The sequence below is a fragment of the Pseudoalteromonas sp. NBT06-2 genome, from assembly GCF_002276045.1.
GTDB lineage: Bacteria > Pseudomonadota > Gammaproteobacteria > Enterobacterales > Alteromonadaceae > Pseudoalteromonas.
Map to the genome: position 1 here is coordinate 1 of NZ_NQMR01000015.1, position 25,240 is coordinate 25,240.

Sequence of the window (25,240 nt, forward strand, 5' to 3'; positions counted from 1 at the left end):
ATTAATTCACCGAGAATTGCTGTCTCAAACTCACTTCTATTGATTGTGACAACTCTCTGTGGGAATGGAATATCAATATTTTCTGCTTGTAAAATATCAAAAACATCTAAGTTAGCCTGTAACTTCGTGGCAATTAAATCTGTAGTAGGAACCCAGTACCGATAACTAATTGAAATAGCGCTATCGCCAAATTTATTTATGCCTACTTGTGCTTTTGGTATTTTTGCTACAGCTTCTATGTTTTTTAAAACCTGTGAAATAACTGTAATAGCTTTATGCGGGTCATTGTCATAGGCGATACCCACTTCACCTTCAACTAAAGAGTAAGCAAATGAGTTATTGATCACTTCACCTACCAAATGCTTATTTGGAACTGTGATCTCTACATTATCTTCGTTACATAAAATTGTCACACCTAATTCAATTGATTTTACTAAACCTGAAACCTCGTTTACCTGTATTGTATCGCCCACTTTAAAAGGGCGTGTCGCTATGATTGCTAAGCCTGCACCATAATTTGATAACATGCCTTGTAAGGCTAAACCAGCACCTAAAGATGCCGCACCTATGGCTGCAACAAATGGCGTTACACTAATGCCCAGTTTACCTAGGGCGATAATCACTACCATAGTAATGAAAATGGCCTTAACTAGATTGCTGATAAACGTACTTAGAGTGATATCTATTTCATGCTTTTGCATTAGCTTTAAAACAAATTTAGATACTATTTGTGCTAACCAAATACCTATTAATAAAATAAATAATGCAGCAACAACCTGAAAGCTATAAGTTACTAAGTATTCCATTACCATGGTATATACCCAAGCCACTTCAAGGTGTGAGGTTCAGGACTGCTGAGCAATTCATGATCTAGGCGCATCTTTGCATTAATGGTTACTCCCTTAAAAAAAGATGGACCGGCAATATGCTCCTGCATTGCTCTAGTACCTACATCCATGCAGGCAACAACGAGCATTATTTGCTCAGAAGTCCCTGTAAGGTTGGTTTATAAATACTTTATGCAGCGTTATTGATTTTGAAAAGGGAATAACCATGTTCTTCAATCAATGCCTTGCCTAAAGCATTTCTAATTCCAACTGAATCCTGCATCTTGAAGTGGTTTGGGTATATATACGCTCAAATTCTTTTAGTTCAGTTTCAATCATTTTTTACTCACAGGAATATATCCAAATTATTAATTCAAAGATGTGTCTAGAACTTGAATTACCCTGCAGTCCTGAAAATCGCATATTGAAGTAGTTTGGCTATAAATCCAAATTAATTGGTTATATAGGTTTCGTTTTATTAACACAGAATATACACTGACAAAAAACGAATACCAGAACTTTCTGGTACAAAACTATACTTTTAAAAAGTGTCCCTCATGAAAAATAAAACCTTACTTTCTTTGGCTATATGCGCATCATTAATGGGTTGTGTTGAGTCAAAACTTCAAGAAATAGCAGTTGTAGAACAAAAAATTCAATTATCTGAAAATAAAAAAGTAGACAATATAGTTGAAGCTTACTTTGATGAAGGTTTAGCTTTTAGTCCCATTTCAGGAACTTTTGTTGGTCAATCCCAATATAATGATCAATTTTCTCCACCTATCAGTGCTGAAAACCGTGCCAAAGAGCTCGCGTTTGTTAAAAAATATCAAGATAAAATTAATAAAATCAATATTAATAAATTAACAGGTCAGGCTTTACTGACTTATGAAATTTTTTCTCGAGATTTAGATCTCGCAATAGAAGGTGAAAAGTTCTTAGATCATCTATTACCAATAGATCAAATGGGTGGAGCACATAATACATTTGCGGGTTTAGGTTCAGGCCAAAGTGCACAACCATTTAGCACGGTTGAAGATTTTAAGGATTTTACTTTAAGAGCGCAAGGTTTTGTTACTTGGTTGAAAAGCGTGCAAGTAGCGATGGCGGAAGGTTCACAGCAAGGCGTTGTTTTACCAAATGTTTTAGCACTTAAGTTATTACCACAATTTAAAGCCCATATTGTAACTGATCATACTAAGTCTGTATTTTGGATGCCAGTTTCGGGTATGCCTGAAACATTCTCTAAATCAGATCAAGAAAAGATTAAATTTGACTATCAAGATATGATCTTGAATAGCCTAGTGCCAGCATATCAAGATATGGTGACATTTTTAGAGCAAGACTATTTACCAAAAACACGCTCAAGTGTTGGCTATAGTGAATTACCAAATGGTAAAGCTTGGTACGAATATCAAATTAAAACCAATACAACTTTAGACTTAACAGCCGATGAAATTCATAAGATAGGTTTAAGTGAAGTATCACGTATTTTAGATGAAATGAAAAAAGTAAAAGATCAAGTTAACTTTAAAGGTGATTTGGCTGATTTTTTTGTCCATTTAAGAGAAAGTGATGAGTTTTACTACGATACGCCTGAAGCGTTAATTGCAGCTTATGAGCAAGTCAAACAAAAAATTGATGCAAGCTTACCTCTGTTATTTGATATTGCACCAAAAGCTGATTACGTTGTGAAAGCAGTTGAAGAGTTTAGAGCTGCCTCAGCAGCAGGCGCTTCGTATCAAGGGCCTGCGCCAGATGGTTCTCGTCCTGGTATTTTTTATATCAATACTCATAATTTAAAAGCACAGCCTAAGTTTTTATTAGAAACTTTGTCTATTCATGAAGCAGCACCTGGTCATCATTTTCAAATCGCACTACAACAAGAAGTTGAGGCATTGCCACGCATTCGTAAATTTGGAGGTTATACTGTATTTGCCGAAGGGTGGGCATTATATGCAGAAAGTTTAGGTAAAGAACTTGGTTTATTTACTGACCCATATATGTGGTATGGCCGTTTAGTTGATGAGCAATTGCGTGCAATGCGTTTAGTATTAGATACCGGTTTTCATGCTAAAGGCTGGACACGTGAACAAGGTATCGAGTACATGAAAGCCAATTCATCTATGGCTGCTAGTGATATTGAATCTGAAGTTGAGCGTTATATTGCCTGGCCAGGACAAGCTTTATCATACAAACTTGGACAATTTAAAATTCGTGAATTACGAGAATTTGGTGCAAAAGAGTTAGGGGATAAGTTTGATATTAAGCAATTTCATACCCAAATACTTATTGATGGCGCATTACCTATGCCTATTTTAGAAGCAAAAATAAAGCGTTGGGTAGCGAGTCAAAAAATATAAAAATAACTCAGCTTCACAGCTTGATTCAGGCTACTGCGTAACAAAAAATGGTTAAAAGAATAATTTATATTTCTAATATAAAAACACCTCACTAACATTACTGATAGTGAGGTGTTTTTTATGAATTACTTTTGGTAATGAAAAGTTAACTTAAGACTAACCAAAAACCAACGCCTACCATTAAGCTTCCTGCAATGCGATTCATCCATTTGATGTTATCGCCACGGCTTAAAAATAGCCTTAAGGTTTTACCACCTGTAGCATAGGCCATCATGCTGCTAAATTCAGTGATCATAATAACACTGAGTAGCATTATTAATTGTGGTGCAACTTCGTGCTCAACATTTATAAAAGGTGGTAATAAAGAAATCATAAATGCCCAGCCTTTTGGGTTTGCTATGGCTGTAATAAACCCTTGAGATAATAATGATTGTCGGCTTACATCTTGAAGTTTATTGTCATCAACGACCATTTTACCTTTTGAACGCCACATATTGATACCTATATAAGCTAAATAAGCCCCTCCTACCCATTTTAGCATTTCAAAAATGTCAGGGTAATTAAGCATAACGCCAGCGACACCTAGCACTGCTGCAATAGCAACAAGTGCAACGCCTATAAGTTCACCTATCATCATCCATACCGTTCGTCGTATACCTATACTCATGCCTAAAGTCATAGCAAGTGTCATACACATACCTGGTGTGATAGATACAAAAAAGAAGGTTGGGATAAATACGGCAAGTACAGCAAAATCAAACATAAAAATATCTCATTAAGGTTAAAGGTTGAAATCAACTGTAATTAAATTATTGGATTCAGTTATTAAGTGTAATAAACAGACTTGTAATGAAAAGCCAATTCATTACAAGTCTGTTTATTACTTTATTTAACTTGCGAAATCCAACGCTTTATGTCGGCTTCAAGTATGGTTAATGGGCGAGCACCTGGTAACAAGACTAAGTCATGAAATGCTTTAATATCGAATTTATCACCTAGCTGTGATTTGGCTTGGTCTCTTAATTCTAATATTTTAAGCATACCTAGCTTGTAGCCTAATGCTTGGCCTGGCCATGCCATATAGCGATCAATTGCACTTTCTACATCGCTCATAGCTGTGCCGGTAGCATTATGGAAGTATTCTATGGCTTGTTTACGAGTCCAGCGTTTATGATGTAACCCTGTATCTACAACTAAACGTGCAGCACGATATACCTCAGCCTGTAAGCGACCTAAGTTACCCCAAGGATCATCTTTATACATGCCCATTTCATAAGCAACTTGCTCTGAATAGAGTGCCCATCCTTCAACATACGCATTAAATTGGCCGTTTTGGCGCATTATGCCAATATCAGTTTGTTCCATATTAAGTGATATTTGAAAGTGGTGACCAGGTACGGCTTCATGGTAGGTTAAGCTTTTTAAACTGAATTTAGGTTGTGCTTTCATATCTTTAAGGTTGATAGAAAATACACCCGGGCGAGAGCCATCAAGTGCTGGTGGCATATAAAATCCACCGGCTGCACCTTCTTGAGATACAACTGGAATACGTTGAACGAGTACTTCAAATTTAGGAATGGTATTAAATAGACTTGGCGCTTGCACCATGATTTTGTCGATTTCAGTATTTAAATCGGCTAGTAACTTAGCACGACCTTCATCTGAATTTTCATAGATAAACTCCGGCATATTGCCAAGCTTAGCCATACGCTCACCTATCGTTCCTTCAGTCATGCCTTGTGTTTTTAAAATGATATCCATTTCTTTTGAAATACGCTCTACTTCAGTTAAACCAATTTCATGAATTTTATCTGGGCTTAAAGTTGAATCGGCTAAATATAAAATTTCATGTTGATAAAACTCGCTCCCATTAGGCTGCGCCCAAATTCCATCATTGTTTGGAGCTTTAACTTCAAGTTTGATCATAGTAGCTTTAATATCAGCAAAAGCAGGATAAAGCTTTTCGTCAATGATGCTAATAGCCATATTGGTAAAACTCTGTTTTTGTTGATCTGTTAGTGCTGTAACTGAATTCATTTTATTTACTAAATTTGTAACTAATGCATGCTCTCTAGCTGGCATCGCAGTGTAATTAGTTAAATAACCTAAGGTATTTGGAAATAATGCTTTTGGTAAAATAACGCCATTATCAGCATCTGCTAAAACTTTGTTTTTAATTGCAGCAATTAAATCAACTAAGCCCGTTAGTCGCGTTAGATAATCTTTAACATCTTGTATGTTTTCTATGTTATGTTGGTTTTTTAACAGGTTAGGAATATCAATTAAAGGGCCTGCAATTTGATTAATAATATAAGGTAAGTGACCACCCCAAGTATCAACATATCCCGCTTTAAAGTTTTCATCGCCTAAATAGTATTTCGCAATCACTTGATTAACTTCTAAATGCAACCTATCAGCATCACTTAAAGACGCTAAATCGTAAGCTGTTAAATTATTTAAAGCTTTTTTCATTGATGTTTGTAATTGCGTCATGCCTTTTACTGAATAATCAGGCCATTTGTTTTTATAATTAGCGGCAATATCAGTAGAAAGCTTTAACGATGTTGCCAAACCTGGCTGTAGCACCATAAAGTCTTGAGTATAAGTATTGATAGTTGTATCAATTTCAGCGCGAGTAACTATTTTTTTTCTGCTATTTGCACTTTATTAGATTCTTGATTGGTTGGTTTATCACAAGCAACTAATGTTGTTGTGATAGCTAAAGCTAACAGGCTTTTTTTAAGTAATGAGTGCTGCATTTGCATTCCAGTTTTTTTAGGTGAAGCACCGATTGTATACAAATTTACTCTGATATTCACATAAAAAAATCCCAGCATAGGCTGGGATTTTGTCAGTCATCAAATCATATCCATATTATGCAAAGCTTTTTACCACTATGCGGCTTCCTTTAACTGCAGATCATCAAGTTTGCGGTCTTGATGATCTGTTTCAGTTATCATAAAGCTTAATATGATAGGCACTAAAATTAAAGTAAATATAGTTGAGACAACTAAGCCACCAACTACCACAGCACCTAATCCTCTGTATAGTTCACTACCAGCACCAGGCATTAGAACAAGAGGTAACATACCGCCTACAGAGGTTAAAGTCGACATCATAATAGGACGAACTCGGCTCTCAACAGACTCTTTTATCGCTAGACGAGGGGTGATTGTTTTTTGTTTCAAAATATTTAAAGTTTGATGAACAATCAAAATAGCGTTATTTACCACAACACCGGCTAGTATCACAAAACCTAAAATAGTCAGTACATCTAAGTTTTGAATTGGCGTATAGCGGTCCATTACACTGGCCCAATGCACACCTGCTAAGCCCATAAATCCACCTAAAGTCGCAAGTGGTACTGTCACTAATATCACCAGTGGATATTTCCAGTTTTGGAATAATACAACCATAACTAAGTAGATAACGAGCATCGCTAAAAAGAAGCTAGAACCTAGCATGCCTGTAAATGAACCATCGCCTAATAAAGCGGTTTTAATATCATTGAGTTTACCAGCGCTACCTGCAAGGTTAACTTCAATTAAAGGAGAAATTGTCCCTTGTGTTCTAAGCTCTTCAACAATGCTGTTAATAGAGGTAATCGCTTGCTCTAACGGCATGCCTGCTGGTGGCGTAAATTGCAAAGTAACGGCGCGCTGGCGAGCAACATGTTTAATTTGGTCCGCACTTTGACTACGTTCTAATACTGCTAAAGATTGTAAGTCGACTACTTGACCTTCAGGCGTAGCTAAAGGCGTTTGCAATAACTCATCTATTGGGAAGTCACTTTGTTGCGCATTGCTCACAATTTTTATGTCTTTTAACTCACCGTTAATTTCAAAGCCATTCATTAAAATAATGCCATCACCATTGGCTTGTACTGCTAAACCTAAATCACGTCGAGACATATTTAACTCAGCTAATCTTTCATCAATGGGTTTGACCGCCAGCTCAGGTGTTGGTAATAAAAAGTTAGCTGGCTCAGGTAAAGTTGCATATGGGCCATAGTTGCCAATTAATTTAAATAGTAACGCCATAGCGCCTTGGGTTATTTGCCTTAAGTCTTCACCTACTAAGTCAATTTGTATTGCAGAGCCCGTTGTACCACCAGTATTAAAAAGCGGGAACTGGAAAGCAAAGCCAATTACATCCGGCGCATTTACGCCCATTAATGTTTGATTTAATAAGTCAACGGCATCAACAGTTTCTTTAGCATCCATAGGGATCATGCCATGTAAAACCTGACCGCCCATAGCCACTAAAAAGTAATGATCTATTTTAGGGGCTTTTACTACTGAACCATCCATTAAATGCACATCAGGGCGATTATCTATCGTAGATAAAGGGCCATTACGTAAATTAGCTTCAGCTGTAAATCGATCTCCAGAGATTTCCCATGCAGGGCGAAGTTTCTCTTCTATACGGTCGCCAATTTCAGATATTTGATCTAAGTTGTATCCAGGAGGTGGCACCATAAAACCAAAAGCAAAATTACGGTTACCTTTAGGTAAATAATCCATAGGCGGGATCAATATGGCAATCCCTACTAAGGTCACTACTGCAAAGCTAGTAATTACAATCAGTCGTTTTTTAGTACTACCTGAAATGTTATAAACAAAGTCACCAATCTGTGATGGTATTTTTTTAGCTTTTTCTGATAGTTTATTTAGTATGGGCTTATTAATTTGAACTTGTTTACTTTGTGCTCTTGCTCTCAATAAGTGTGCACCAGCAACGGGTATTACTAATACAGACACTATAAAGCTTATAGAAACCGCAGCCATAATAGCTAAAGAAATATCTCTAAATAACTGACCTGCACTATCTTGAATTGTTAAAATAGGAATAAATACCACAAGTGTTGTTAAAGTTGATGCAAATACAGCGCCTGCTACTTCTTGCGTGCCTTCAACACTGGCTTTTAATGGTTTTTTTCCCATTTCTAAGTGGCGGAAGATATTTTCGATTACGACAATGGCATTATCAACTACCATGCCTACAGCAAAGGCCATACCTGCTAGCGATACGATATTAATAGAGCGACCTAAAGCAACTAAAACAACGATAGAACCCACCATAGAAATTGGAATAGCGATGGCAATTACGCCTATGGTTCTTAATGATCTTAAGAATAACAATAGGGTTAATACAGCGAGCAAACCGCCAATTAAAATATTGCTTTGTACTAATGAAATAGCATTTTCAACATAACTAGAAGAATCCCAAGTGAGTACCATTTCAAATGTGCCTGTTAAACCAAGCTTCTTAGCATGTTGCTCTAATAAACCACCAGGTGCATTTAACTTTGCAAACTCAGATTTTAGTTTATTCATGGTATCTAAAAGATTAGCACCATTAGCTAATTGAAAGTTGAAAAATGGCATTTGTACACCACGAGCACGTACCCAGTCAGTCATTTCTTTGTAAGTCTCTACAACTTCAGCCACATCTTTTAAATAAACAGGGCCATTTAGATCACGACGGATAACAGTATTAGCAACTGTTTGTACATCACTAAAGCGACCCATAGCACGCACTCGAATATCATTTTTACCGTCAGGTAATTTACCGCCAGAATAATTGGTATTAGTTAGCTGTATAGCATCAACAAGTTCACTATAACTGATGCTATAGTTAGCTAATCGAGTAGAATCAAAACGTATTTGTAATTCACGTTCACGAGCACCTAAAATGCCGACTTTTGAAACACCTTCAATATTCTCTAATCGAGGGCGTAAACGACGCTCCATAAAGTCATATAAAGTGGTATTATCGAATGTAGGATCTGTTGCTGCTAAACCAACCCATGCAATATAATCAACCGACATAGGATCTATGCCCTCAACGGTTGGTTCACTTACGCCATTAGGGTAGGCGGGTACTTCATTTAGTTTTTGCACTACTTCAGCTTGTGCTTGTGCGATATCAGTTCCCGCTTCAAACTCTAAACGTAACTGGGCTGCCGATGTTTGACTGATACTGGTCATAGAAATTAAACCGGTCACATCGCTGAGCACTTTTTCTTGCTCAGCAACTACATCTGATTCAATCTCTTCAGGAGAGGCGTTTTCCCAAAAAGTGCGAACACTAACAACAACTGAATCAACAGTGGGTGTCATTTGTACAGGTACTTGGTTAAAAGCGAGGATACCCGCCATAATAGAGAGTAAAACACCAACAATGACGCTAATGGGCTGCTTTACAGCCATTTCAACAATCTTCATTATAATGCCTTAGTATTTATTTCATCAGCAACAGCCATAACAGGACCAGGCATTAACCTTTCGTTACCTTCAGTAATTACCTTGTCATCTGCTTTTAGCATAGGGCTTAAAACGGCTGCGATATTGCCTTGATGAAATACAACTGATACAGGTATTGCTTCAGCTATTTGTTTCTCATCTTTTTGATTTACTTTATAAACTAAAGTACTTGTACCGCGTTGCACTATGGCATCTTTAGGTACAGTTAAGTATTGAGATTTAGTATTTTCTGGTAACCAAGCTTCTACTGACATGCCTGGCATGAGTCCTTGTGATTCAACTTGGCTTATCACTTTAAATGTACGTGCTCTTACATCAACATTACGTAAAACTTTAATGTTAAATCCATTTAGCATCTTATCCCCTATGCTGAGGCTTATTTTAGTTGGCACTGATGTCATGATATGAGCAAAGCGCTCAGGAACATCTAACCAAGCTTCTAATTTTCCTTGAGAAGTTAAAGTTAAAGCATTATCACCTGCACCTAACCATTGACCTGCCTCGGCTACTCTTTGCGTAATTTGTCCATTAAAAGGCGCTTTTATTGACATATCATCTAAACGCACCTCTGCAATATTCAATTGAGCTTTAAGTGCTTTAATGGCTTCGTGTGCTGCAATGACATTTGCTTGACCAGATAAAGCCGCTGTTTTACTTTGGCGTAGTCGTTGTTCTGAAATCGCATTTTTATTTGCTGAATGTTTGTAAGCAATATAGTCGTCTTCAGCTAAATCGAATTCAGCTTGTGTTAATGCATATTTTGCCTCAGCAAGCGCTAACTCCGCTTCTAACCTTGATTTTTCAGCTAACATTTTTCGATTGTCAATTTGCAATAATACCTGACCTAATTTAACTGAATCACCCTCATTAACAAAAACTTCAATCACAACACCAGCCTCTGCAGAAGCAATATGTGTTTGTGTGAGTGCTTTTAAGGTACCCGTTACACGTTTATGTGATTGCAGCTCTTGTTGAGCTACATGAGAAAAACGTACAACTTGGTTAGCAGAAACGTTATATGAGAAAAAGAGTGAAGAAACACTCATAATTAAAAGAATACTTAAAATTGATTCTTTAAATAAACTTGAAAGTGAATTTTGGCGCATATCATCCCCTGATAATATAGTTGTTGAATACGGTGTTAATTATTAGACCAGTCGTCTAGTTGCGTATTCTTGATTATTTTACGATCAGATGCAAGATAGAATCTATGTTTTTTGATTATAATTAAAATTTTTAGTTATATAAGGATGTATAAGGGGTTATTTTGTAATAATTCGTTTCTATAATGGGTTCTATAATGGGTTCTATAATGGGTTCTATAATGGGTTCTATAATGGGTTCTATAATGGTGAGGCTTATTAGGTTTACTTAAAAGCATAAAAAAGTGTTGCTGAAGCCATGTTATTTTATGCTTTCATTTTTTGTTTAAAGCTTTATTAGTAAATTCTGGAAAATAATTTCCACAAAGTCATTATATGGTTGCGCGCTATTTTCAACTTGCATTTGTATTGATGCACCGTGACTGGCACTAAATAAAAAACCTGCCATTTTTTGTGGATGTATATTATCAGCTAATTCTTTTTCTGCCTGAGCTTCGGTGATCACTAGCGCCATTTGGGCATTCATAGAATCTTGTGAACACTTTAAAGCACCACGCATAGTTTCACTTAATTTAGATTGTTCAAGCGCCAATTTAGGAATTAAGCATTGACAATCAATGCCTTCTTCATCGTGATATTGCTGAATTCGAGCAAAAAAGTTTTGAATTCTAGTCAATGGGCTGAATTTTCTATCACGAAAAATATCACGCATAAATTCACTGTTTTCATCAGAAGCACGTTCTATAAGCGCCATGCCAAAGTCTTCTTTAGACTTAAAATAATGATAGAAAGACCCTTTTGGCACACCTGCTGTGTCGAGTATTTCCTTGAGGCCACATCCGTTATAACTCTTTTCAATTATCAGAGAGTGGCCAGCGGCTAAAATCATCTCTTTGGTATCTTGTTTAATCATTTTAACTGTCTCGGATTGGGTTATTTAAGTTTATCCGATTACTATTATTGGACCAGTCGTATAAAAAGTCAATAAGTAATCAAATAGAGATTATTTCAAGAGTTTAAAATGGTTTTTCCTGTTAACATAATTGCTTCAGAGATCTGTTTATAAACACCTTTGACTAAGACCCATCTATGCCAATATAAGGTTTGTGTTAATTTAATGTTTGGTAAAATATTAATGATGTCACCAGAAACCAACTCATTTTTAATTTGTAATTTTGGGATCAGGGAATAAGCAGCACCTTGTTTTACTAATTCAACAAAGGCTTCTGATGAACGTACGGTATGGCATGGGTAACTGCCGCCTTTTAGGTCAAAATGTTGCTCAATGAATTTAATATGCATATCGTCTTTTTGATCAAATGCAGCACCAGGGGCATACTTTAAGCTCTGTTGGTTTATGCCATTGGTAAAATATTTTTGTTTAAACTCTGGGGAAGCAACTAAAATATATTCCATAGTACCTAGTTGTGTTACTTCGCAGCCTGATACAGCTTTATCATTTAAGCTGATTGCGCCAAATACTTCACCATCTTTTAACTTGTCTAATGTTCGAGATTCATCGGCAACAATTAAGTTAAGTTCAATAGGATGTTGGTTTATTAAAGGAGTTAATGCACCGATTAACCAAGTAGCGAGGCTATCTGCATTAGTTGCTAAATTAACAGTTAAAGTGGATTCAGGTTGATCTAAAATAATTTGCGGTAATAGTTCAGCCTCTAATTGTTGCACTTGTTGGTAATGACTTAACAGTTTTTTACCTAACTCGGTTGCTACGATAGGTTGAGAACGTATTAATACAGGCTGAGCAACTAATTGTTCTAATTGTTTGATCCTTTGCGAAACCGCAGGCTGTGTTATGCATAAAACATCGGCTGCTTTTTCAAAACTTTGTTGCTTAATCACAATGCTCAAAGCGTACAGTAATTTATAATCTAGATGATTCATCTTGCCCTAATATAACTAATACTTATCAAGTATAAAAATTATTAATTTTATTTATTGTAATTTAAGTATTAAATTTACACCATCAATTTTAAATGAGCAGTCATAGATGGCTATTTCAGCAATGTTTCAAGGTTTAGTTTTAGGTGCTAGTATGATTATTCCAATAGGAGCACAAAACTCTCATATATTAGGACAGGGTATAAAGCGTAATCATCATATATTAGCTGCAACAATTTGCATGGTGTGTGATGTATTATTAATCGGCTTAGGCGTTTTTGGTGGCGGACAACTTATAGCCAGTAGTGAATGGTTATTATTAGTGATTACTTGGGGTGGAATTTCATTTTTATTAATTTATGGGTCACTATCTTTTAAAACAGCTTGGCTTAATAAGTATCACGGATTCGGCAGTCAAAAAGGCATTAAAACCAAAACTGCAGTGGTCGGAACGACATTTGCTGTGACACTATTAAACCCGCATGTATATCTCGATACTGTAATGATATTAGGCAGTGTAGGAGGGCAGTTTGCGGGTAATGAAAAAATCGATTTTGCGGTGGGCACTATGTTGGCTTCAATACTTTGGTTTTATAGCTTGGCAGCTGGCGCATCTAAAATGGCACCTTGGCTTGCACAACCTAAAGTACAAAAAGTGATAGATATATTAGTTGGTAGTATTATGTGGTTGGTAGCTTACTCTTTGTTTAACCATCAGTTTTAAATACAGCCTAGTGTGGCTCCGCCATCAATTCTGAGATCTTGCATCGTAATATGCTTTGCTTTGTCTGATAATAAAAATAAAACAGCATCAGAAATATCACTGGTTTCGGCTATTTTGTTGAGTGGGATCCCCATTCGAAAGCTTGTAAGTTCACCAGATATTGTATCTTGTTCGTTATATTTTTCATTCCACATTTGAGTTTGCATTTGTGTACGTGTTGAACCAGGACTCACTATATTACAACGTATACCTAGCTGTGCTAATTCTAGTCCTAAACATCTTATAAGCATATGAATTCCGGCTTTAGAAGCACAATATGCTGCCATGTTTTTTCGGGGGGTAGAGGCGGAATTTGAACCAACGGCAACTATACTACCATATCCTTGTTTAGCCATTTTTTTTGCTATCGCTTGGATTATGAAAAAAGCACCTGACATATTGACTGCTATTGTTTTTTCTAGCTCGTCCGACGTGATATCTAAAATTGAATTTAAATGTAAGATCCCAGCACAATTTACAAGGTGATTAATATCACCAAAATCTTGTTCTATCATATCAAGCAGTTGTGTTACCTGCCATTTATCCGTTAAATCAAGATTAAAATAATAAACTTTATTGGGATACTTTAGCTGTAATGGTTTGGCAAAGTTTGAAAGCGCCATACTGTCTATATCAAGCATAATCACTTTTGAACCTTGTTTTAATAAATCTAATGAAACTTGTGCACCAATTCCTTTTGCTGCGCCTGTTATTAAGCTCAATTGATTTTTAAAACTCATTACGTACCTATTTTAATGTTGTTTTTAATAAAGAGGTAATTTACAAATAAAAACTTAACAATGCAAATGATATTTATTACTATTAAGTTTTAGTTGGTAGGGACAAATAAAATGTATTGCATATTAGATAAGTTTAAACGCTTTTCACTGAAACTAATTTTAATGGGTATGGTGATATTAAATGGCTGTGAATATATGCCACATAATGCAAAATTCGATTTGGATAATAAGCAATTAAAAAGGCTTATTCAGCAAGCAAAGCAAGCAGATAAAGCGATTTTAAATGCTTTTGAAAACCATGATTTAGTTGCTGTAGGTGATTATCATTGGAATGAAGCGTTTTTGGTATATCTTACAGATTTGGTGAGATCAGATAGTTTCAGTGAAAAAGTCCAACATATCATAGTTGAATTTGGTAATGCTAAACATCAAAGTGTACTTAACCGATATCTTCTAGGCGAAGATGTTTCAAATAGTGAAGTTGAGTTGATTTGGCGTGATAGCTTGTATTTTACGGCTTGGATGCCTGAGGTATATAAAAACTTTTTTGCTCAAATACGTTTAAAAAATATAATGCTTCCAGAGCATAAAAAAATAAAAGTGACACTAGCAGAGACAAGTTTTGATTGGTATTCAGATACTGTATCGCAGCAATGGCAACAAGCTGCAAAAACTAAAGTTAATGGCTTTTATTCTGTTGCAGAGCAAGCAATAAAATCTGGTAATAAAAGTTTAATGATTTTTGGCGCATTTCATTTATTACGTGTTCCAGAGCCGGAGCTAAATCAGTTTGATGATAGTTTATTACCTTTTGCAGCTAGATTAGAAAAACATTATCCAGATCGTACTTATCTTGTTTGGCCTACGGCAGATCCTGAAATGATCTCAGCATTAAAAAGTATAAAGGGACCGGCTCTTTTGGAAACTAAAACGACAAATTTAAAAGACTTAAGAATGATAGATTTGTTGCCAAAATCTCGATTTCGTTTAGCAAAGCTTGATATTCGACAAGCAAAAACATCACAATTATTTGATGCATTTTTATATGTTGGAGAAACGCAACGTAATACTCAATTTCCACACTCTGTAATTACTGATGAAAAGTGGGTGAATGAAATGAAGCGCAGAGCTAGTTTAGTGGGTGGTCGAGTGGAGAGTAAATTTAATGAAATATTAGAGAATAGTCTGAAGCATATTATTTGATATTAATTGATAGTTTAAAGTGACAGCGCGATGTGTATCGCGCTTTAAATTTACTTTGATAAATGTTTACTTAAACTGGATATTTGCCAAGGCAGTAATAACATCAGGCAAGCAGATATCATAACTAATATTGGCAGGTTATTTATTGTAAGATCATCATTTGAAGATAAAATTTGTGCTGATATAAAAGCTGCGAGACCTGTTGCTATATTTCTTGCAGTTGTTGTTATTGCTAAGTAACCGGCTCTTTGGTTTGGAGGTGCTATTTGGCTTAGTAAAATTTGTGTTATTAAATTACGTCCTGCATTTACGCTCATGAAAAATATAAAAATGATGGCTACCGGTAAGTTAAAATCAAGGGCAAATCCTAATGTAATTACCAATATTCCAGCTATGGTGAAAAATGTAGCCATATTAAAAAGACTGACTTTATCTATTAACTTTGAACAAATCATAGTAACAAAAATCGTAGATAACCCGCCAAACATAAACAGTTGACTTATATTTGATCTAGGATAATTATGATTGAACTGAAAAATAGCTGAAAGGTGGGGAATAAACAAAAAAACTGCAAATATTGAAGATGCCACTATGGTTATACCCAATCGCATTGTTTTATTTGAAATTACTATTTTTAAATTAAACTTTTCAGTTTCAGAGTTTTTATGCTTATTATTTTGAAGTACAAAGACAGCAAAAATAGTGAGTATTAGCATAATTGTAGCACTTAATATAAAAACCCATTGCCAGCCATATATATTAGCTATATGTAAACCAACAGGTACACCAATAATAGCTGCAAATGAAAAGCTAAGCGCAACTTTCGCAAGTGCTTTTCCTCGTTTTTTTGGTGGGATGGTATCAATGACAATTGCTAATGTTAGTGCAGTTGTAGGCGCACTTAAAAAACCACAAAGAGAACGAAAAATAGTTAGTTCAGCAAAGGATTGACTCGTTGATGATAAACCGATGCAAATACAGTTAGCGATAAGTAAGACTATTAGAGAGTTTTTTCTATCGTATTTATCTAGAAATGATGAACATAAAAGGCCTGAAATTGCAGCTGATATTGTAAAACCTGCACTAAACCAAGCTGTTGATTCTACTTTAATATTGAATGTTCTTGCTAAGTCAGGACCTAATGGCATTACCACCATAAAATCGGAAATTGCGATAAATTGAATTGTTAATATAAGTAATAAAATCCACTTTGAATTATGAATTATAATATCACTTTGTTGAAGATTATTTATATGTGTTTGATTTGATAGTTTCAATTGAATCTCTAGAGTACCTTTAAAATAAATGATAATCTAAATGAAAACTGTTTGCATTTAAAGTGTTTTTAAGTATTATCCCTGCATTATTTTTATTATGAAGTGATAAACTTTATGGAACGTAAAACTGTAGGTAGTCAATATATGATCAATGAGTTGATTAAAAATCAACTTATAGATTCACCTTTCTTTTTTAGCTCGCCTACTGTGACTTTATTTGCTCAGGGGAATGTTAAAGAATATTCAAAAGTTGTTTCTTCTGATAAATTATCAGATTACGTGAATGATATTTTATCAGATTCAAAAAAGAGCCAAACAGATAACCCGATTGCTGTCGGTGTTATCCCTTTCTCAGAGCATAATCCAGTCCGTTTTATTGTGCCTGAAAAATTATATGTATCTTCACCATTAAGACCATCTGTTCTGCACGAAAAAGCAGCAGATAAAAACCCATCAAAGCTCACTCCTATTCCAAATCCAAATGAATATATGCGTTCAGTTGAGAAAGCTGTAGCGCAATGTAATGATGGTCAATTAGATAAAGTTGTTTTATCTCGTGCCTTACAGGTCGATACAGAACACCCTATAAAACTTGAGAGTTTTTTATCTACTTTGTTACAACAAAATCCCGGTGGATATACTTTCTGTAGCAAGATCACTGACTCTGGTTGTACCCGGTTAATTGGATCAAGCCCTGAGTTATTGATATCTAAAAAAGGGCAGTATATTTGCTCTAATCCACTTGCAGGTTCTCGTCGTAGAAGTACAGATGAAAATGAAAATGAAGCATTATCTGAATCTCTGAGGCAAAGCGATAAAGATTTACATGAACATGCGGTTGTTGTTGATGCAGTCGAAAAGTCGTTAGCGCCTTATTGCAGTAATTTATATGTTCCTATGATGCCTTCAGTTATAAAAACCCGTGCTATGTTGCATTTATCTACTTTAATTGAAGGAACTGCGATATCGCCTGAAATGAATGTACTGAAGCTTGCAAGTCAACTTCATCCTACCCCTGCTGTATGTGGCTACCCGAAACATGACGCTAATGACTTTATAGATGAAGCAGAACCTTTTGATCGCGGTTATTTTACTGGGCTTATTGGTTGGTGTGATGCCCGCGGAAATGGTGAGTGGGTGGTTGTTATTCGTTGCGCTGAAGTACAAGAAAAGAGTTTAAAAGTATTTGCAGGTGCCGGTATTGTTGATGGTTCCCATCCGCTTAGTGAGCTGCAAGAAACAGGTAATAAAATGAGAACGATTCTAAATGCGTTAGGTATAGATTTACAAGAATCTGAGATGTTAGAGATGGCACCATAATGAATAATAGTGATTTTACGCCTTGGCCTGAAACTTTTAATCAAAAATATATAGATCAAGGTTATTGGCAAGGCGAGCCATTGGCTAATTTAATTGCACAGGCAAGTATTAAATATAAAGATAACATAGCCTTGATTTGTAACGACAAAGAATACACTTATCAAGCTTTAGAAGATAAGTGCATTGCATTGAGTATTGGACTTAAAGAGCTAGGGTTAAATTCTGGCGATAAAGTGGTCGTGCACCTACCTAATATTGCTGAATTTTATATTTCATTTTTTGCATTGCTAAAAATAGGGGTTCAACCTGTACTTGCTCTACCTGCACATCGGTTTTCAGAGATAAACTATTTTTGTAAATTTGTGGAAGCTAAAGCTTATTTGATGGCACCACAACATGGGTTTGATAGTTTTGAATTAGCCAAAAAAGTAAAAGATGCCAACCCAAATTTAGAAAGTATCATATATTGTGGGCAAAAAGAGTTACTAGTTAATTCTTGTGACTTTAAATCTGAATTAACTTTTATTGAAGATTTATATCAAAAAGAATCATATCTCGCGAAACTAAAGCTAAATACTTTTGCTTTTTTTCAGTTGTCTGGAGGTACGACTGGGACTCCTAAATTAATCCCTAGAACAGATAACGATTATTTATATAGTGTTAGAGCAAGCGTTGAGGTATGTCAGTTTACAGAGCAAACACGTTATTTATGTGTGTTACCTGCAGCGCATAACTTTTCATTAAGCTCTCCAGGTGCTTTAGGTTGTTTTTTGAGCGGTGGCACTGTGGTATTAACGGATGATCCTAGTCCAAGTAATGCGTTCGATTTAATTAAAAAACATAAAATTACCGTATCTGCAGTAGTCCCCCCTTTGGCTTTATTATGGATTGAACTATCTAAAAATCAAAAGCATAAATTATCTACTTTGCAAGTATTACAAGTGGGAGGGGCAAGGCTTAATGAAAATACAGCATTAAGAATTGCACCTGAACTTGGTTGTGTATTGCAACAAGTATTTGGTATGGCTGAAGGTTTAGTTAATTACACACGATTAGATGACTCAATTGATGTGATTGTAAATACCCAAGGTCGACCTATGTCTGACGCTGATGAAATTAAAATCGTAGATAACAATGGTGTTGCTGTAAAAGCTAACCAGGCTGGTAGCTTGCTGACACGAGGTCCCTACACGATAAGAGGATATTATCGTGCGCCAAAACATAATAAACAGGCTTTTACTTCTGATGGTTTTTATATTACAGGAGATATTGTGGTGATAACTGAAGAGGGAAATATTCAGGTAGTAGGTCGAGATAAAGATCAGATCAATCGCGGTGGAGAAAAAATAGCAGCTCAGGAAATTGAAAATTATTTATTAGATCATAATGCAATTCATGATGCTGCCATTATAGCTGTACCTGATGATTATTTAGGGGAGAAAAGTTGTGCGGTTCTCGTTTGTAATAATGAAAACAGACCTAAGGTGATAGAAATAAAAAGGTTCTTACGAAATAAAGGGCTTGCTGATTTTAAGATCCCAGATCGTATTGAATTTTTAAACGTTTTACCAAAAACTCCCGTTGGAAAAATCAATAAAAATAAATTACGTGAATTACTTTAATCAATTCAATCGTGTTTATTTCTAATAAATAAAATGAACAAGGAACCAGATTTACCATGTCTATACCAGCAATAGCGTCATATTCTTTGAATGCATTAGAACACGGAATTAATAACCGTGTTGATTGGCAAATAAACCCAAGTGAAGCCGTATTACTAATACATGATATGCAACAGTATTTTGTAGATTTTTTTGATGAAAATGCAGAACCAATTCAAACGGTGGTTAAAAATATTCAACAAATAAAATTAGCTTGTAAAAATGCTGGGATCCCGATTATTTATACTGCACAGCCTGGTGATCAAAGCGCTGAAGATCGTGCACTATTAACAGACTTTTGGGGAACAGGATTAAAGTCAAATGATGCTGTAACACAAATTTTACCTCTAATTGCACCGGAAAATGATGATGTTGTGCTCACTAAATGGCGTTATAGCGCTTTTCAGAGAACTGACTTAAAACAACTAATGGATGATTGGCAAAGAGATCAGTTAATTATTGTAGGTGTATATTCGCATATTGGCTGTATGCAAACAGCTGCTGAAGCCTTTATGTCTGATATTAAAGCTTTTATGGTGTCTGATGCGCAAGCTGACTTTTCACCTGAAGAACATCAAATGGCTTTAACTTATACTGCAGGGCGATGTGGCTCTGTTACTTCTACTGAACAAGTATTAGATGCGATCAATATAACGCAACAAGCTTTTAGTATTCCCACTTCAAAAACCATGCTAGTAGAGCAAATAGCACAATTACTTGAAATCCCTGATGATGAATTAACGTTTGAAGATAGCTTATTAGATTTTGGTTTGGACTCTGTTCGCATGATGTCATTAATCGCAGATTGGCAGCAAGATGGGTTAAATATGACTTTCATCGAACTCGCTGCAAAACCATGTCTACAAGATTGGTGGCAATTATTAGAAACAAAAGCGGCTTAGAGGCATATTATGACTAAATTAGATAAGACAAAATTACACCCTTTGACAGATGCCCAATCTGGTATTTGGTTTGCGCAATTAAGAGATCCACAAAATCCAATATATAAAACAGGGGAATACTTAGTTATTGAGGGTGATATTGATCAAGCTAGTTTTGTAGAAGCTGTAAAAATAGTGATCAATGAGGTTGAATCTTTACATGCTCAGTTCGTCACGACGACTGAAGGCCCGCGTATGATCATTACACGTCAGTCTTGGGATGTGGAACAAATTAATTATAGTAATGATAAAACACCATTAATTACAGCAAAAAATTGGATGGAAAAACAGCTTGAAATACCCGTTAATCTAGAAGTTGGCCCATTATTTAACATGGCATTGCTTAAGTTAGGTGATGCGAAACATGCATGGTTTATGTCATTGCACCATATTGCAATTGATGGCTATAGCATGTCGTTGATAGTTTCTCGCGTAGCTTATATCTATGGCCAATTGATAAAAAATGAAGCGTTCACAAAAATAAAATTTGCAGATCAAAAGGCATTACTTACAGAAGATGAGCAATATAAAAGCTCAGATAAATATCAAAAAGATCGTGATTTCTATTTGCAAAGATATGCTGACCATAATGATACGGTTAATTTAGCAGGAAAACCGACAATTACTTCAGATCATTTTTGGCGATTTTTTGGCGCTATGCCAAATACTGATTTTAAGAAGATGGAGTTAATGGCAAAGCAGTGTCGTACCCATTGGTACAGTGTTTTAATTGCTGCAATTGCATCTTATGTACATAGAATGACGCGCTCTAATGAAGTGGTGTTAGGTGTGCCCTTAATGGGTCGATTAGGTTCTGTTGCGATCCAAACACCTGCTATGCGTGTGAATATTTTACCTATGCGCATTAGTTTTTCACCAGAGCAAACCTTGCAAGATTTAGTTAAACAAGTAAATAAAGAATTTAGCTCGGTAAGACGGCATCAGGGGTATCGATACGAAGAACTTCATAGAGAGCTTAACTTAGTAAAAGATAACCGAAATTTATTTGGTCCACTGGTGAATATCATGCCATTTGAATATGAACATAATTTTGGTGAAGCAAAGGCTAAAGCATTTAATATTTCAGCTGGTCCAGTTGATGATATGTCAATGTATTGCTATGAATCAGGTGGCCAGTTACATATTGATATTGATGCGAATCCAGAGCTTTATTCTGAAGAGGAAGTGAAAGAACATAAAACGAGATTATTTCATTTTATGGCTGATTTTTTTGCATCGTCTTTAGCTGCTAACCCTCAAGTTAAAGATGTTGCTATTTTACTTCCTGGTGAAAAAGAGCTGGTTTTAGATTTATATAATGATACAGTTCATCAAGTGCCTCAAACGGACTTAACTGAATTATTAATATCACAATCAGTGCAAAGTCCAGATTCAACAGCTCTTAATTTTCAAGAGCAAACACTTAGCTATCGCGAATTATCTGAAAAAGTAAACCCAATGGCACATTGGCTAATAGCACAGGGTATTGGGCCTGGTGATTACGTTGCAGTAATAATTCCCAGAAGCGTTGAATTAATTGTAGTACAACAAGCTATCTTATTTGCTGGTGCGGTATATGTTCCTGTAGATCCTGATTATCCAGATGGTCGAATAGCTTATATGTTATCAAGCTCTGAACCTAAGCTTGTATTTACTACATCACAACTAAAAGCTAAATTACCGCAAGTGAGTAAGAGTATGTTAGTTGATACTGAAGACTTTATTCACATAGTTAGTACTTACTCCCACTCTTACCCAAGCCAAGAACATAGGATTAGACCGTTAGATCATGATGACCCTGCATATGTTATTTATACATCAGGTTCTACAGGTAAACCAAAAGGCGTGATGATCAGTCATAAGGCAATCGTTAATAGACTGCTTTGGATGCAAGATCAATATAAATTGTCTTCAACCGATAAGGTATTACAAAAAACGCCTGCTGGGTTTGATGTCTCAATTTGGGAGTTCTTTTGGCCAATGATCACTGGAGCAAGTTTGGTTGTAGCTGAACCTGATGGCCATAAAGACCCAATTTATATGGCTAATCTTATTGATGAAAAGAAAATTACGACCTTACATTTTGTACCCTCTATGCTGCAATTATTTGTACAGCAAGCTGATGCACAACAATGTGCTTCTTTAAAGCATGTTTTTTGTAGCGGAGAAGCCTTACCTAGTGAGTTAGTTAAAGAATATTATGAAAAGTTTAGTGCGCCGTTAGAAAACTTATATGGTCCAACGGAAGCCGCTGTAGATGTCACTTTTTGGTCTTGTAATGCTGAAAACTCAAGCTCAGTACCAATAGGTCGCCCTGTTTGGAATACACAAATTTATATTTTAGATTCGGCATTAAATCCCGTACCTCCAGGTGTAGTCGGAGAATTATATATTGCAGGTGATCAACTTGCGATAGGGTATTTAGGTCAAGAGACTCTTACTCAAGAAAGATTTATAGCAAACCCATTTAAAACTGATGGTAGTCGACTTTATCTCAGTGGTGATTTAGCTAAATGGAATGCTTCAGGAGCAATAGAGTATTGTGGCAGAAGTGATTTTCAAGTAAAAATAAGAGGGTTTAGGATCGAGCTTGAAGAAATTGAAAATGCGTTAGCCCTTCATCCAGATATCGCTCAAGTTGCCGTTTTAGCACAAGAGTATAGCCAAGGTGATAAACGCCTTGTGGCTTATGTAAATGCTAAACCAGATTGTGACAATTTAGATATTATGGCATTACAGGCATTTTTAGCCGAACCTTTACCTGAATATATGGTTCCAGGTTATTTTGTTGAATTAGACACCTTTCCGCTTACCGCAAATGGAAAATTAGATCGCAAGGCTTTACCAAAACCAGATTTGTCAGGTCAAGTTGGAAGTAAAGGCCCAAGCAACTTAGTGGAAGAACGGTTATGCAAATTATTCTGTCAATTATTAAGCTTACCAACAGTAGGTGTTGAAGATAACTTCTTTGAACTCGGTGGTCATTCTTTATTGGCGGCACAACTTATTGCTTATGTAAAAGAGATCATGGGTGTTGAGCTATCTTTGGCAGCTGTATTTGAAGCTCCAACAGTATCTGGTATAGCGGCAAAATTGGATGGTAGTAATAGCACCGAAGCACTCAATATGTTGCTACCTTTAAGAAAACGTGAGGGTAAACCCGCTGTTTTTTGTATTCACCCTGCTGGTGGTTTAAGTTGGTGTTATGCAGCGCTTACGCCAATCATTCCAAGTGATATTCCACTTTATGGTGTGCAAGCTCGAAATTTATCAGATACACAAGCACCTTTACCTAAAACTATGACTGAAATGGCAACAGAATATGTTGCAGCCATTAGGGCTGAACAGCCTTTTGGTCCTTATCATTTATTGGGTTGGTCTATTGGTGGCATGATAGCGCATTTAATGGCTGCAATATTGCAAGAACAAGGACAAGAAGTGGGCTTACTTACAGTATTAGATTCTTATCCAACTGAGCAGTGGCAGCAAATGAATCCACCTCAGGAAGATGAAGCTTTAGGTGCATTAATCCGCATGGCTGGTGTTGAATTTGATGAATCGGCACATTCTAGTCTAACAAGAGAGCAAGTCACTGAAATACTGCAAGATGCAGGAAGTTCAATGGCACATCTTAGTTCAGATACAATTTCAGCTATGATAGAAGTGGTAATAAACAATAATAGCCGAGTACGAGATGAAGTTAATTATCAGTATAACGGTGATATGTTATTTTTTAATGCCCTAAAGCCACCTGAAGAAGCATTTTTAAACAAGGAAGGCTGGTTTAATTATATGGAAGGTAATATTAATGTGGTGGAAATTGACTGTATTCACCGCGATATGATGCGACCAGATATGTTACGACAAATAGGTGAACATGTTGCAGAAAACTTAGTGAAAAAATACGGTCAATGGTAGTAGTTGACTCTAAACAGATAGGATCTGTTCAAGATCCTATCAAAGTTATTGAGCAGTCTCTTAAACAAAAAAAAATTATTGGTTTAGGGGAGGCACATTGGTTTCAAAAGCTTTTTAATCAACTTAGTCAATTGATTTTAGCTCCTGAAATAGAAAGTCTTTTTTCCGATATTGTGGTTGAATGCGGCAACAGTAAACATCAAAATTTACTTGATGATTTTATCTCTGGCAAGGAAGTGGCTCCTGAAGAACTTCAATCTATTTGGTTAGATTCAATCGTATTTCCTGCTTGGTTACCACCGCAATACGGTGACTTATTTTATCAGATCCGCAAGGCTAATTTTAAGCGAACTACTCCCATCAAAGTTCACCTGACTGAGCCTAGTTTTGAATGGCAAGATATTAAGTCTAAAGCTGAGTTTATAAAGATTAATGGCAATCGGGATTTCGCTTTATTTGAATATGTAAAAAAAAACTTATTACAGGAAAATAAAGCTGCCATAGTATTGGTTGGCGCACGTCATTTATTAAAAAGTGAAGTATCAAATCGACCTATTAAATCACATGCTTCATTTGGACAATTAATGCATAAAAATTATCCGGATAAATTATTGAGCATTTGGCCTCATATTTTAACAGAACCGCCTGCTTGGGTTAAAGATAAATCTCACTCCCAGAGATATGGCTATTTTGATACCCAAAACCGTGAGATTAAAAATATAACGTTCGATGAGATAGCACCTGTTAAGCCTATGTTTAACCTATTTAGTTCTGCTAAATTATCAAGTTTAGTTGATGGTTATCTTTATCTAGGTGTTCAAGAGCGAGAACTGTCGATTTCACCTCATTTATATAATACCAAATGGTGTAAAAAAATGGCGCAAAGACAAAAGTTTTTAAATCAAAAACAGCAAATGATAGTCAAAAAGGTGATTGAAAAATAAAAATCGTAAAAA

The 25,240-nt window shown here is 35.8% G+C and carries 19 protein-coding genes; 8 read left to right on the forward strand and 11 right to left on the reverse strand.

Annotation, left to right across the window (positions count from 1 at the left end; genetic code table 11):
- Together CJF42_RS04685 and CJF42_RS27210 are read right to left on the reverse strand one after the other, a co-directional pair.
- Positions 1–812 (reverse strand): mechanosensitive ion channel family protein (locus CJF42_RS04685; protein ID WP_141235478.1); only part of this gene is annotated, 812 nt, incomplete at its 3' end.
- The gene (locus CJF42_RS27210; protein WP_170940475.1) at positions 806–976 is read right to left on the reverse strand and encodes a hypothetical protein; all 171 of its coding nucleotides are present in this window, start codon (positions 974–976) and stop codon (positions 806–808) included. The genes CJF42_RS27210 and CJF42_RS04685, both read right to left, overlap by 7 nt.
- 408 nt (positions 977–1,384) lie before the next feature.
- Here CJF42_RS27210 and CJF42_RS04695 point away from each other — a divergent pair, with 408 nt between their 5' ends.
- A complete protein-coding gene (locus tag CJF42_RS04695; RefSeq protein WP_095365570.1) occupies positions 1,385–3,190 on the forward strand; it encodes a DUF885 domain-containing protein in 1,806 nt (601 codons plus the stop codon).
- Between the two features lie 145 nt (positions 3,191–3,335).
- Here CJF42_RS04695 and CJF42_RS04700 read toward each other — a convergent pair whose 3' ends face one another.
- The 7 genes from CJF42_RS04700 to CJF42_RS04725 all read right to left on the reverse strand — a co-directional run bounded on the left by CJF42_RS04700 (position 3,336) and on the right by CJF42_RS04725 (position 12,464).
- The gene (locus CJF42_RS04700) at positions 3,336–3,953 is read right to left on the reverse strand and encodes a LysE family translocator (RefSeq protein WP_095365571.1); all 618 of its coding nucleotides are present in this window, start codon (positions 3,951–3,953) and stop codon (positions 3,336–3,338) included.
- A gap of 122 nt (positions 3,954–4,075) precedes the next feature.
- On the reverse strand, positions 4,076–5,761 hold the full coding sequence (locus CJF42_RS04705; RefSeq protein ID WP_252097522.1) for a DUF885 domain-containing protein: 1,686 nt from the start codon (positions 5,759–5,761) through the stop codon (positions 4,076–4,078).
- Positions 5,762–5,829: 68 nt separating this feature from the next.
- Positions 5,830–6,009 carry a hypothetical protein gene (locus tag CJF42_RS28425; RefSeq protein WP_252097523.1) on the reverse strand — a complete coding sequence of 60 codons (180 nt, stop codon included), beginning with the start codon at positions 6,007–6,009 and terminating at the stop codon, positions 5,830–5,832.
- 75 nt (positions 6,010–6,084) lie between these two features.
- Positions 6,085–9,417, reverse strand: coding sequence for an efflux RND transporter permease subunit (locus CJF42_RS04710; RefSeq protein ID WP_095365572.1), 3,333 nt, complete (start codon positions 9,415–9,417; stop codon positions 6,085–6,087).
- Positions 9,417–10,562, reverse strand: coding sequence for an efflux RND transporter periplasmic adaptor subunit (locus tag CJF42_RS04715; protein WP_095365573.1), 1,146 nt, complete (start codon positions 10,560–10,562; stop codon positions 9,417–9,419). The genes CJF42_RS04710 and CJF42_RS04715 overlap by 1 nt, the downstream gene beginning before the upstream one ends.
- Positions 10,563–10,884: 322 nt before the next feature.
- The gene (locus CJF42_RS04720) at positions 10,885–11,472 is read right to left on the reverse strand and encodes a TetR/AcrR family transcriptional regulator (protein WP_095365574.1); all 588 of its coding nucleotides are present in this window, start codon (positions 11,470–11,472) and stop codon (positions 10,885–10,887) included.
- A gap of 95 nt (positions 11,473–11,567) precedes the next feature.
- A complete protein-coding gene (locus CJF42_RS04725) occupies positions 11,568–12,464 on the reverse strand; it encodes a LysR family transcriptional regulator ArgP (RefSeq protein ID WP_095365575.1) in 897 nt (298 codons plus the stop codon).
- 106 nt (positions 12,465–12,570) lie between these two features.
- Between CJF42_RS04725 and CJF42_RS04730 the strand changes: the two genes are divergently transcribed.
- Entirely contained in the window at positions 12,571–13,185 is a 615-nt protein-coding gene (locus CJF42_RS04730) for a LysE/ArgO family amino acid transporter (RefSeq protein WP_095365576.1), read from the forward strand.
- Here CJF42_RS04730 and CJF42_RS04735 read toward each other — a convergent pair.
- On the reverse strand, positions 13,182–13,964 hold the full coding sequence (locus CJF42_RS04735; RefSeq protein WP_095365577.1) for a 2,3-dihydro-2,3-dihydroxybenzoate dehydrogenase: 783 nt from the start codon (positions 13,962–13,964) through the stop codon (positions 13,182–13,184). The genes CJF42_RS04730 and CJF42_RS04735 overlap by 4 nt on opposite strands.
- Before the next feature lie 111 nt (positions 13,965–14,075).
- On the opposite strand from CJF42_RS04735, the gene CJF42_RS04740 reads away from it, so the two are divergent.
- The gene (locus tag CJF42_RS04740) at positions 14,076–15,167 is read left to right on the forward strand and encodes a hypothetical protein (protein WP_095365578.1); all 1,092 of its coding nucleotides are present in this window, start codon (positions 14,076–14,078) and stop codon (positions 15,165–15,167) included.
- 50 nt (positions 15,168–15,217) lie between these two features.
- On the opposite strand, the gene CJF42_RS04745 is transcribed toward CJF42_RS04740, so the two are convergent.
- Positions 15,218–16,444 carry an MFS transporter gene (locus CJF42_RS04745; RefSeq protein WP_095365579.1) on the reverse strand — a complete coding sequence of 409 codons (1,227 nt, stop codon included), beginning with the start codon at positions 16,442–16,444 and terminating at the stop codon, positions 15,218–15,220.
- A gap of 114 nt (positions 16,445–16,558) precedes the next feature.
- Between CJF42_RS04745 and CJF42_RS04750 the strand changes: the two genes are divergently transcribed.
- From CJF42_RS04750 to CJF42_RS04770, 5 genes are read left to right on the forward strand one after another with little or no spacing between them, the layout of a single operon-like run.
- Positions 16,559–17,764: an isochorismate synthase gene (locus CJF42_RS04750; protein ID WP_095365580.1), complete on the forward strand. Its 1,206-nt coding sequence runs from the start codon at positions 16,559–16,561 to the stop codon at positions 17,762–17,764.
- A complete protein-coding gene (locus CJF42_RS04755; protein WP_095365581.1) occupies positions 17,764–19,386 on the forward strand; it encodes a (2,3-dihydroxybenzoyl)adenylate synthase in 1,623 nt (540 codons plus the stop codon). The genes CJF42_RS04750 and CJF42_RS04755 overlap by 1 nt, the downstream gene beginning before the upstream one ends.
- A 56-nt stretch (positions 19,387–19,442) precedes the next feature.
- On the forward strand, positions 19,443–20,327 hold the full coding sequence (locus CJF42_RS04760) for an isochorismatase (RefSeq protein ID WP_095365582.1): 885 nt from the start codon (positions 19,443–19,445) through the stop codon (positions 20,325–20,327).
- A gap of 9 nt (positions 20,328–20,336) precedes the next feature.
- Positions 20,337–24,284 carry a non-ribosomal peptide synthetase gene (locus CJF42_RS04765; RefSeq protein ID WP_095365583.1) on the forward strand — a complete coding sequence of 1,316 codons (3,948 nt, stop codon included), beginning with the start codon at positions 20,337–20,339 and terminating at the stop codon, positions 24,282–24,284.
- A complete protein-coding gene (locus CJF42_RS04770; RefSeq protein ID WP_095365584.1) occupies positions 24,278–25,228 on the forward strand; it encodes a hypothetical protein in 951 nt (316 codons plus the stop codon). The genes CJF42_RS04765 and CJF42_RS04770 overlap by 7 nt, the downstream gene beginning before the upstream one ends.
- Positions 25,229–25,240 lie beyond the last annotated feature (12 nt).